Annotated in this window: 10 protein-coding genes; 5 read left to right on the top strand and 5 right to left on the bottom strand. The window is 74.0% G+C overall.

Translation table 11 applies throughout. The features are described from left to right. From DY245_RS35820 to DY245_RS35810, 3 genes are all read right to left on the bottom strand, one after another. On the bottom strand, positions 1 to 943 hold a 943-nt coding region (locus DY245_RS35820), incomplete at its 3' end, for a hypothetical protein (protein WP_181924026.1). 166 nt (positions 944 to 1,109) lie between these two features. Further along, positions 1,110 to 1,715 (bottom strand): hypothetical protein, encoded by a 606-nt coding sequence (locus tag DY245_RS35815; protein ID WP_128511270.1) that lies wholly within the window; start codon positions 1,713 to 1,715, stop codon positions 1,110 to 1,112. Between the two features lie 133 nt (positions 1,716 to 1,848). Next, a complete protein-coding gene (locus tag DY245_RS35810; RefSeq protein WP_128511269.1) occupies positions 1,849 to 2,862 on the bottom strand; it encodes a cation diffusion facilitator family transporter in 1,014 nt (337 codons plus the stop codon). Positions 2,863 to 3,087: 225 nt separating this feature from the next. Between DY245_RS35810 and DY245_RS35805 the strand changes: the two genes are divergently transcribed. Then, positions 3,088 to 3,357 (top strand): hypothetical protein, encoded by a 270-nt coding sequence (locus DY245_RS35805; RefSeq protein ID WP_128511268.1) that lies wholly within the window; start codon positions 3,088 to 3,090, stop codon positions 3,355 to 3,357. Positions 3,358 to 3,392: 35 nt separating this feature from the next. On the opposite strand, the gene tsaD is transcribed toward DY245_RS35805, so the two are convergent. Next, positions 3,393 to 4,466 (bottom strand): tRNA (adenosine(37)-N6)-threonylcarbamoyltransferase complex transferase subunit TsaD, encoded by a 1,074-nt coding sequence (gene tsaD / locus DY245_RS35800; protein WP_128511267.1) that lies wholly within the window; start codon positions 4,464 to 4,466, stop codon positions 3,393 to 3,395. Positions 4,467 to 4,679: 213 nt separating this feature from the next. Between tsaD and cbiE the strand changes: the two genes are divergently transcribed. The 3 genes from cbiE to DY245_RS44960 all read left to right on the top strand — a co-directional run bounded on the left by cbiE (position 4,680) and on the right by DY245_RS44960 (position 7,312). Next, on the top strand, positions 4,680 to 5,990 hold the full coding sequence (cbiE, locus tag DY245_RS35795) for a precorrin-6y C5,15-methyltransferase (decarboxylating) subunit CbiE (protein WP_128511266.1): 1,311 nt from the start codon (positions 4,680 to 4,682) through the stop codon (positions 5,988 to 5,990). Between the two features lie 66 nt (positions 5,991 to 6,056). Further along, the gene (gene cobM / locus DY245_RS35790) at positions 6,057 to 6,836 is read left to right on the top strand and encodes a precorrin-4 C(11)-methyltransferase (protein ID WP_128511265.1); all 780 of its coding nucleotides are present in this window, start codon (positions 6,057 to 6,059) and stop codon (positions 6,834 to 6,836) included. A 101-nt stretch (positions 6,837 to 6,937) separates the two neighbouring features. Beyond that, on the top strand, positions 6,938 to 7,312 hold the full coding sequence (locus DY245_RS44960; protein ID WP_181924025.1) for a hypothetical protein: 375 nt from the start codon (positions 6,938 to 6,940) through the stop codon (positions 7,310 to 7,312). A 93-nt stretch (positions 7,313 to 7,405) separates the two neighbouring features. Here DY245_RS44960 and DY245_RS35780 read toward each other — a convergent pair whose 3' ends face one another. Then, the gene (locus tag DY245_RS35780) at positions 7,406 to 8,581 is read right to left on the bottom strand and encodes a cobalt-precorrin-5B (C(1))-methyltransferase (RefSeq protein ID WP_128511264.1); all 1,176 of its coding nucleotides are present in this window, start codon (positions 8,579 to 8,581) and stop codon (positions 7,406 to 7,408) included. A 17-nt stretch (positions 8,582 to 8,598) separates the two neighbouring features. Here DY245_RS35780 and DY245_RS35775 point away from each other — a divergent pair, with 17 nt between their 5' ends. Then, positions 8,599 to 9,432, top strand: a complete 834-nt coding sequence (locus DY245_RS35775) for a cobalt-precorrin-6A reductase (RefSeq protein ID WP_128511263.1) — start codon at positions 8,599 to 8,601, stop codon at positions 9,430 to 9,432. Positions 9,433 to 9,540: the final 108 nt, after the last annotated feature.

Genomic DNA, 9,540 nt, shown 5'->3' with positions numbered 1-9,540 from the left:
CCGGCGGTCCCGCCGCGGCCAGCGCCGCCGTCAGCGTCCCCGCGCCGGCCACCAGCCAGACGCCGGTGCGCAGCGGATCGGTGAGCGCATCGGCGTATGCGCCGGCGGCCGGCCGGGAGACCATGGCGGGCAGCGCGTCCAGGGTGCGGCCGCGGACCAGCGCGAGCAGCGCGGCCAGCAGCGCGGCGGCCGCCGCACAGCCCGCCCCCGTACAGATCAGCGCCCGCCGCCGGCGCCGCGCCAGCAGCAGCCCGCCGCCCAGACACAGTGCGGCGGCGGGCGGCAGCAGCATCGCCCCGGTGCCCACGACGTCGTAGACGGCCCGGATCCGCGGTACGTCAGGGGCCTTGAGCAGGACGATCTCCACCCCGGCCCGCGGCACCCGGCGGAGGATGTCGAGCCCCATGCCGTTGTGCGACAGCTGATGCTTGACCCGCTCCACGACCGGGGTGAGATCCAGCGTGACCGCGGCATCGCCGGATGCGGTCAAGGTGCCGTCCAGGGTCCGGTGGGCGGTCCGGTGCACCCCGTTCCACATGGCCGGAAAGCCGCGGCCGGTGACGACCTGCCGGACCTGCTTGCCCACGAACTCGCGGATACCGCGGGTGAAGTGCCTGCGCACCGCGGGACGCTCGGCGCGCGGTACGGCCTTCAGCAGCCCGTCGAGCCGCACATGCGCCATCACCCCGTCCGTCACATCGTCGACGACGGCCTTCTGGACGGCCGCGTTCCCGGCCAGCGGCGCCACCGCCGCCACATAGCTGTCGGTCTCGGTCAACTCGGCCCGGGCCCAGGTGGCGGCCAGGCTCAACGGCAGCAGCAACGCCCCCACCAGCAGCAACACCCCACCGGCCAGCGCCCGTCCGGGCCGCCGCGGCCCCGCCGGCGGCCGCTCCCCCTCCGGCACCCGCCCGCCCTGGCGTGCGGGTGCGCTCGCTGACATCGCGTCCTGTCCTTCCTGCGCGGCGGACTGGGCGTGTCTTGGGGATCAGCCGGGCCGGGGTGATCTTTCGGACACGCCCTATGGCCACCTTCCAGGCAAGTCCGATCCCCCGTCGGCCGCGAGCGGGGCCGGTGCCAATGGGTGACCCGGCGCGCGGCCCCGTTCCTCAGCGCCCCTTCGCGGTGCGCCGCCGCCGCACCGCCCGCACCACCCCCGGCCCGAACAGCGCGGCGACCGCGGCCGCCACCGCCCACCACACCCACCCGTCACGGCCGGCCTCCTCCGGGTGGGTCTCCGGCAGGTCGTCCAGATCGCCCGAGCAGGCCGCCGGGGCGTAGGACCCGTCCACGTAGACACAGGCCGTGGCGGCGGCGCGCAGGGTGCCGGGGGCGGCGGTGGTGGTGAGGTCGGGGCGGTCGCCGAGGACGGCCGTGGCGGTGAACACCTGGATGTCGTGCGCGGGCAGGTCGGAGCGCCAGATCGCCTTCTGCCGGCCCATGCCGTGGCCCTGGACGATCCCGCCCGCGGCGGTGGCCGAGGTGGTGGTGGCTGGCATCCGCTGTTCGATACGGGCCCGGCGGACGTCGGTGGTGCCCAGGTTGTGCACGGTGATGCGGTACTCCAGTCGTTTGCCGGCCTCGGTGTCATCGGTGCCGTCGGTCACCGCCACCGTCACCGAGACGGCGGGCGGCGCCTGCGGGGCGTACGCGACGGCGGACGGTCCGGGGAGCGATGCGGCGCCCAGCAGCGCGCAGACAGCGGCGGTTCTCATGCCGTCATCCGAGCATCGCGGCGCCCGCGACCGGTGGCTTGTGGCCCGCTCCCGGCCCGGGTTCACCCGAGTGAGGGGAAGGTCGCGGCGCGCTGCCCGGCGGACGGGTGCTCAGCGGCCGCCCGGCAGCCCCTCAGTGCCGGTGCGGCCTCGGCCGGTGGACCGGGCCATGGGCGTCCTCGCAGTGGTCGGTGGGCTGCTCCGGGCCGGGGCGCCGGCTCAGCGTCAGCACCTCGTCGGCGTCGCCCTGTTCGCCGACGTGGTCGACCTGGAGGGTGGCGTGGGTGATGCCGTACTGCCCGCTCAGCAGCTCCTGAAGCCCGCGCCGGACCTTGTGGCAGTCGCCGCCCGGGGCCACCAGGATGTGCGCGGACAGCGCCGGCTGTCCGGAGGTGATCTGCCAGACGTGCAGATCGTGCACCTCGACGACCTCGTTCTCGGCGGCCAGCTGATCGCCCAGCGCGTCCGGGTCGACACCGGCCGGCGCGGCCTCCATGAAGATCCGGCCGGACTCGCGCACCAGCCCCGTACCGGCCCGCAGCATCAGCGCGACGACCACCAGCGAGGCGATCGCATCCGCCCGCTCGAACCCCGTCATCAGCACGATCAGACCGGAGATGGCGGTGGCGACGAACCCGAACAGGTCGGTGAGGATGTGCTGGTAGGCGCCCTCGACGTTGAGGCTGGAGCGGTTGGCCTTGGACAGCAGCCAGGTGCAGATCAGGTTCACCACGATCCCGGACAGCGCGGTGACCAGCACCAGCCCGCCGGTCACCGCGGGCGGCGTGATCAGCCGCTGGACCGCCTCGTACGCCAGCCAGACCGACAGCAGCAGCAAGGTGATGCCGTTGGCCTGCGCGGAGAGGATCTCGGCGCGCTTGAGCCCGTACGTATAGCCGCCGCGCGCCGGCCGCGCGGCCAGCCGCATCGCGATCAGGGCCAGCACGATCGAGACCGCGTCGGTGAGCATATGGGCGGCGTCCGAGATCAGCGCCAGGGACTGGGCCACGACACCGATGACGACCTCGACCGCCATGTACGCGCTGAGCAGGACGAGCGCGGCCCGCAGCCAGCGCCGGTCGGCGTCCGGTGAGACGCCGTGCGAGTGGCTGTGGCTGTGTCCGTGGCTGTGGGCGTGCTCGGTCATGGCGCGCTCCTTCCTGGCTCCTCGCTGCGAAGCAAACCGCACTTCGGCAAAAGATCCAAAGGCTGCACCGGTGACCGTTGTCATTACCGTCGAACGGCGTATCGTGCCTGGTCAGAGCGGTGCGACGGGGAGAGGACCCGGATCGCGAAACGGACCCCGACTCTCCGGTCCGCCCGGGCGTGGGGAGCCGTCGACAGCCGCCCCACCCCGGTACGATCCGGCGGCATGAGCGCTACGGGGGAGACCAAGCGGCCCGCGCCCGGCAAGGGCCAGGTCCTGGCGGTGCTCGGCCTGCTGGCCGCCGTCGCCGTGCTGTCCAGCCACCACGAGGGCCTCCCCTTCTGGCTGGGCGCCCTGACCGGCGTGCTCGCCGTGCTCGGCTATCTGGTCTGCTTCGACTCCCCACGCGGCATCTGGCAGTGGCTGCCGGCGGTCGTGGGCTTCTGTGCGGCGTTCCTGTTCGCGGGGCAGTTCTTGATCTCGTTGCTGACGTAGACGGGCGCCGGGGGCACCGGCCTCCCGCCGCGCGGTCAGGCCACCGCCACCGCGGCCCGCCCCACCGGATGCAGCGCCGCGTACTCCAATGGTGCCGAGGGATCGATCGAGACATCCAGCGGGGCAGGCGCAGCGCCCGCCCGGACGAGGAGGTCGCCGACCGCGGCGATCATGGCGCCGTTGTCCGTGCACAGGCGCAGCGGCGGGACCCGCAGGGTGATGCCGGCCGCCGCGCAGCGCTCCTCGGCCAGTGTGCGGACCCGGGAGTTGGCGGCCACACCGCCGACCACGACCAGCGTCCGCACGCCGTGTTCGGCGCAGGCGGCCACCGCCTTACGGGTCAGGACATCGGCGATCGCCTCCTGGAGCGCCGCGGCGCCGTCGGCGACCGGCAGCGCCCGGCCCGCGGCGTGGTGGCTCTCCGCCCACCGCGCCGCCGCGGTCTTCAGGCCCGAGAAGGAGAAGGCGAAGCGGTTCCCGGGCCCGCCGGTGGTGAGCGGGCGGGGGAAGGGGACAGCGCGCGGATCCCCCACGCGCGCTGCCCGGTCGATGGCCGGGCCGCCGGGGTACGGCAGCCCGAAGACCCGGGCGACCTTGTCGAAGCACTCGCCGGCCGCGTCGTCCAGGGTGTCGCCGAGGTGCACGATGCGGTCGCGGGCCAGATCGCGTACGAGCAGGAGCGAGGTGTGGCCGCCGGAGACGATCAGCACCACGCAGGGGTCGGGCAGCGGCCCGTGTTCGAGGGTGTCGGCGGCGACATGGCCGGCCAGGTGGTGCACGCCGTACAGCGGAACACCCAGCGCATACGCCAGCCCCTTGGCACCGGCCAGCCCTACCTGGAGCGCGCCGGACAGGCCCGGACCCGTGGTCACCGCGACCGCCCCGATGTCGGCGGCGCGCAGCCCGGCATCGGCCAGCGCACCGCGTACGACGGGCGTCAGGGCGTGCACATGGGCGCGGGCGGCGATCTCCGGGACCACACCGCCGAACCGGGCGTGCTCGTCCATGCTCGACGCGAGCGCGTGCCCGAGCAGCCGCCCGTCGCGCACCAGCCCGGCGCCCGTCTCGTCGCAGGACGATTCGATGCCCAGCACCACAGGCGAGCCCACCGGCCGACCACCCCTCTCGTCCTTGGACGCCCATAGTAAGCAATTGCAAGCAGTGTGCAATAAGTGCACCGAGGTCGGCCCGGGTTCCGCGCGGGTCGCGCCGGGCCGGTGGACGGACTCCCCGCGGGTGGCCGCGAACCGCCCGGTCAGTAGAGTTCGGCTCCTGTCCCCCGGACCTGTCCCGGTCCCCGTCGACCTCTGAGGTACTCGGCAGTGAGCCCCGCACCACCCGCCCCGGCCGCTCCTGGACCCCTTACCGTCGTCGGCATCGGAGCCGACGGCTGGCACGGACTGCCCGCCGCCTCCCAACAGGCCCTGCGCACCGCCGAGGTGCTGATCGGCGGCCCGCGCCAGCTCGCGCTGCTGCCCGCGGAGTGCGCCGGCGAGCGGATCCGGTGGCCCTCCCCGCTGCGCCCCGCCGTCCCCGGGCTGCTCGCCACCTACGCCGGCCGCCGGGTGTGCGTACTGGCCAGCGGCGACCCGATGTTCTACGGGATCGGACGGACGCTGACCGAGGTGCTGGGGGAGGAGACGGCGGACGGGGCGACCGGGGCGAAGGCCCGGCCCGGGTCCGCCGCCGTGAGCCACCGGCTGCGCATCCTCCCGCACCCCTCCTCCGTCTCCCACGCCTGCGCCCGCCTCGGCTGGCCGCTGGAGGACACCGAGGTCATCACGCTCGTCGGACGGCCCATCGAGAACCTGGCCCGCGCCCTGTACGACGGCCGCCGTCTGCTGGTGCTGTCCGCCGGCGCCGGCACCCCCGCCGAGGTGGCCGCCCTGCTCCGCGCACACGGCTTCGGCCCGACCCGTATGCGCGTACTGGAACAACTCGGCGGCGAGCGCGAGCGGATGGTGGAAGGGGCGGCCGCCGACTGGGACGCGCCCCCCGCCGACCCCCTCAACGTCCTCGCCCTCGACTGCGTCCGCGAGCCCGGCACCCCGCCCCTCTCCACCGTCCCCGGCCTCCCCGACGCCGCGTACGAACACGACGGCCAGCTCACCAAGCGTCATATCCGCGCCGCCACCCTGGCCGCGCTGGCGCCCGCGCCCGGCGAACTCCTGTGGGACATCGGCGGCGGCTCCGGCTCCATCGCCATCGAATGGCTGCGCGCGCACCGCAGCTGCCGCGCCGTCAGTGTCGAGCGCGATCCCGTACGGGCCGAGCGGATCGGCCGTAACGCGCGCACGCTCGGTGTACCGGCGCTGCGCGTCGTCCACGGCCCCGCACCCGCCGCGCTGGACGGACTGCCCACGCCGGACGCGGTGTTCATCGGCGGCGGCCTGACCGCCCCCGGCCTGCTGGCCGCCTGCTGGGACGCGCTGCCCCCGGGCGGCCGGATCGTCGCGAACACCGTGACGCTGGAGTCCGAGGCGCTGCTCGCCGAGCGCCACCGGCAGCACGGCGGCGAACTGGTCCGGCTCGCGGTCGCCCACGCGGTGCCGGTCGGCGGCTTCACGGGCTGGCGGCAGGCGATGCCGGTCACCCAGTGGTCGGCGGTCAAGCCACCGGGCGAGCAGCGCTAGCGCACCCGCCGCCCCTCTCCCCTCGCTTCCTCCTCCCCGCTCCCTGCCCCAGGAGACCGAACACCCATGACCGTCCACTTCATCGGCGCGGGTCCCGGCGCCGCCGACCTGATCACCGTGCGCGGCGCCCGTACCCTCGCCTCCTGCGGGGTCTGCCTCTACGCCGGCAGCCTGGTCCCGCGCGAACTGCTCGCCGAGTGCCCGCCCGGCGCCCGGCTGATCGACACCGCGCAGCTGGACCTCGACACGATCACCGCCGAGATGGTCCGCGCCCACGAAGAGGGCCATGACGTCGCCCGGCTGCACTCCGGCGACCCGTCCGTCTTCAGCGCGGTGGCCGAGCAGATGCGCCGCCTGGACGCGGCCGGCGTCCCCTACGAGGTCGTGCCGGGCGTGCCCGCTTTCGCCGCCGCGGCCGCCGCCCTCAAGCGGGAACTGACCGTCCCCACCGTCGGCCAGACCGTCATCCTCACCCGCGTCGCCCAGCGCGCCACCCCCATGCCCGAGGGCGAGGACCTCGCCACCCTCGGCCGCAGCGGTGCGCTGCTGGTCCTCCACCTGGCCGCCATGTACGTCGACCGGGTCGTCGCCGAACTCCTGCCGCACTACGGCGCCGACTGCCCGGCCGCCGTCGTCGCCATGGCCTCCCGCCCCGACGAACTCGTGCTGCGCGGCACCCTCGCCGACATCGCCGAGCAGGTGAAGGCCGCGGGTGTGGTCCGTACGGCCGTCATCATGGTCGGCCGCACCCTGGGCGCCGAGCAGTTCCGCGACAGCCATCTGTATTCGGCGGACCGGGAGCGGCCGCACGGGCCGTGCGGGTCCTCAACAAGCCTGCCCGGCTGATTATATGACCGCATCGGGGTGAATATCCGTTATCCACCTGCCGGTCGCCGGTAAGGAAGGTGCAACACCCAAGGGAGACCGAGGCAAAGGAGCACCCCACGATGCGTACCAGACTGGCCGCCGGTGCGGTCGTCGCCGCCGCCCTGCTGACCCTCTTCGGCAACAACGTCGCCGGCGCCGACGGCAGGGGCGATCACGTACGGAGACATCACGGCACCGTACGGCTGAATGACGGCCCGATCCGGATGACGGCCTGTGCCCTCGGAACGGCGCTGGGGACGCTCACCGGTCGCGACAACGACTGCGTGGCGGACCGCCTGGGGTACCGGCGCGGTGACAGGCGCAACGACGGTCGCAGCTATGGAACCAACGACGGTCGTAGCTACGGAAACAACTACGGACGCAGCGACGGAAACAACTACGGGCGCAGCGATGGCTTGAGCGAGGGCCGCAGCAACGGACCGGCCTTGGGGTAGAGCCGCCGTGGCGGTGTCGCGCGGGCGGAGTCGTGGCGGTGTCGCGGCGGTGGCATGGCGGTCGCGCAGCGCACCTGAGCGGTCGGACACGCCCTATGGCGCGCCGCCCGGTCCCCGCGGCTCCGCCCGTCCCACCACCATCCCCGCCCGGTCGATGCAGATGACATCGACCGCGACCGGCGCCCCGCGCAGCACGGCCAGCGACTCCTCGCGGGCCGTGGCCGCCACCAGGTCGCCCAGCGGAACGCCCGCCGCCGCACACAACTGGAGCGCCGCAAGGCCCGTGTTGGCCTCCGCCACCGCCCCCGCCAGCGCCTCGTCCGCGCCGCCCCGCCGGGCCAGCTCGGCGAGAAACCCCTTGTCCACCTGGGACCGCGCCGAGTGCAGATCCAGATGCCCCGCCGCCAGTTTGGACAGCTTGGCGAACCCGCCGCAGATGGTGAGCCGTTCCACGGGATGCCGCCGGATGTACTTCAGCACCGCCCCCGCGAAGTCCCCCATGTCCAGCAGCGCGTCCTCGGGAAGGTGGTGCAGGGCGACGGCGACCTTCTCCGACGTCGACCCCGTACAGCCGGCCACATGCGTACGCCCCGCCGCACGCGCCACATCCACCCCACGCCGGATGGAGTCGATCCACGCCGAGCAGGAGTACGGCACCACGATCCCGGTGGTCCCCAGGATCGACAGCCCGCCCAGAATCCCCAGCCGCGGATTCCACGTACTGCGCGCGATCTCCTCCCCGTGATCGACGGAGATCTCCACCTCGACATCCGCCGCGGCCCCCGGACCACTGCCGTATCGCCTGGCGACCTCGGTCAAGTGCTCACGCATCATCTGCCGCGGTACGGGATTGACCGCGGGCTCACCCACCTCCAGCGGCAACCCGGGCCGGGTCACGGTCCCCACCCCCGGCCCCGCCTTGAACACCACTCCCGACCCGGGCGCCAGCCTCCGCACCCGCGCCCGGATCAACGCCCCGTGCGTCACATCCGGATCATCCCCCGCGTCCTTCACCACCCCGGCCATGGCACTACCGCGGTCGCGGTCCAGCTCCTCCACCGCCAGCGCGAAGGACGGCGTCTGCCCCTTCGGCAGCGTGATCGTCACCGGATCGGGGAACTCGCCGCTCAGCAGCGCGGTGTACGCGGCCGTACTCGCCGCCGTCGCACACGCACCGGTCGTCCACCCGTGCCGCAGCCCGGTGTGTGCGAGCTGCGCGCTACGCCCTCCCGCGGCCTTCCCCGTACCCTGCGGTTGCGCTTCAGCCACGGAGGAACCCACATCCCATGAACGACGCAGCTCGCCCGGTGCGCCATGTACTGATCCTCGGCGGCACGACGGAGGCCCGCCGCCTGGCCACGACCCTGGCACCGGAGCCGTCCGTGGCGCCGGAGCCGTCCGTGGCGCCGGAGCTGTCGCTGGAGCCGACCCTGCGCGTGACGACGTCCCTCGCCGGCCGGGTCGCCGCGCCACGACTGCCCGCCGGGCACGTACGCATCGGAGGGTTCGGCGGCCCCGAGGGCCTCGCCCGCTGGCTGCGCGAGCACGCGGTGGACGCGCTCATCGACGCCACCCATCCTTTCGCCGACACCATCAGTCACAACGCAGCCGAAGCGGCCGCCACCGCCCATGTTCCCCTGCTCGCCCTCCGCCGCCCCGGCTGGGTACCAGGACCCGGCGATACCTGGCACCAGGTCACCTCCCTGGACGAGGCCGCCGCCGCCCTCCCCACCCTCGGCACCCGCATCTTCCTCACCACCGGCCGCATGGGCCTCTCCCACTTCGCCCACCTCACCGACCTCTGGTTCCTCGCCCGCTCCGTGGACGTCCCCGAGCCCCCGCACCCGCCCCGCATGGAGGTCCTGCTCGACCGCGGCCCCTTCACCCTGGAGGCCGAACGAGCCCTGCTCCGCACCCACCGCATCGACGTCCTGGTGACAAAGGACAGCGGCGCAACGGCAACGTCCGCCAAGCTGACGGCGGCACGGGAGGCGGGGATACCGGTGGTGGTCGTACGGCGCCCACCGGTACCGGAGGGGGTACCGGTGGCAGCGGACCCGGGGGAGGCGGTCGTGTGGCTGCAGCGCCTTTTCAACGGGGCGGCCGGCACAGCAAACTGAACGGCGGACTTGAGCGACCCCTACTGGTCCAGGTGACCTCACGCCGACGCCCGCGCGTACGGCGGTAGCGCGCGGCCCCTGCCGGTGGCCCCCGCCCAGGGGCCACCG

It is taken from the genome of Streptomyces inhibens (assembly GCF_003389455.1).
Lineage (GTDB): Bacteria > Actinomycetota > Actinomycetes > Streptomycetales > Streptomycetaceae > Streptomyces > Streptomyces inhibens.
Note: the sequence above shows the minus strand (reverse complement) of the source record. Positions and strands in the feature narration are given on the sequence as shown.

Bases quoted from the DNA above. Each gene is read 5' to 3' on its own strand.
- DY245_RS35815 (WP_128511270.1), bottom strand. From the start codon at position 1,715: ATGAGAACCGCCGCTGTCTGCGCGCTGCTGGGCGCCGCATCGCTCCCC.
- DY245_RS35810 (WP_128511269.1), bottom strand. From the start codon at position 2,862: ATGACCGAGCACGCCCACAGCCACGGACACAGCCACAGCCACTCGCAC.
- DY245_RS35805 (WP_128511268.1), top strand. From the start codon at position 3,088: ATGAGCGCTACGGGGGAGACCAAGCGGCCCGCGCCCGGCAAGGGCCAG.
- cobM (WP_128511265.1), top strand. From the start codon at position 6,057: ATGACCGTCCACTTCATCGGCGCGGGTCCCGGCGCCGCCGACCTGATC.
- DY245_RS44960 (WP_181924025.1), top strand. From the start codon at position 6,938: ATGCGTACCAGACTGGCCGCCGGTGCGGTCGTCGCCGCCGCCCTGCTG.
- DY245_RS35775 (WP_128511263.1), top strand. From the start codon at position 8,599: ATGAACGACGCAGCTCGCCCGGTGCGCCATGTACTGATCCTCGGCGGC.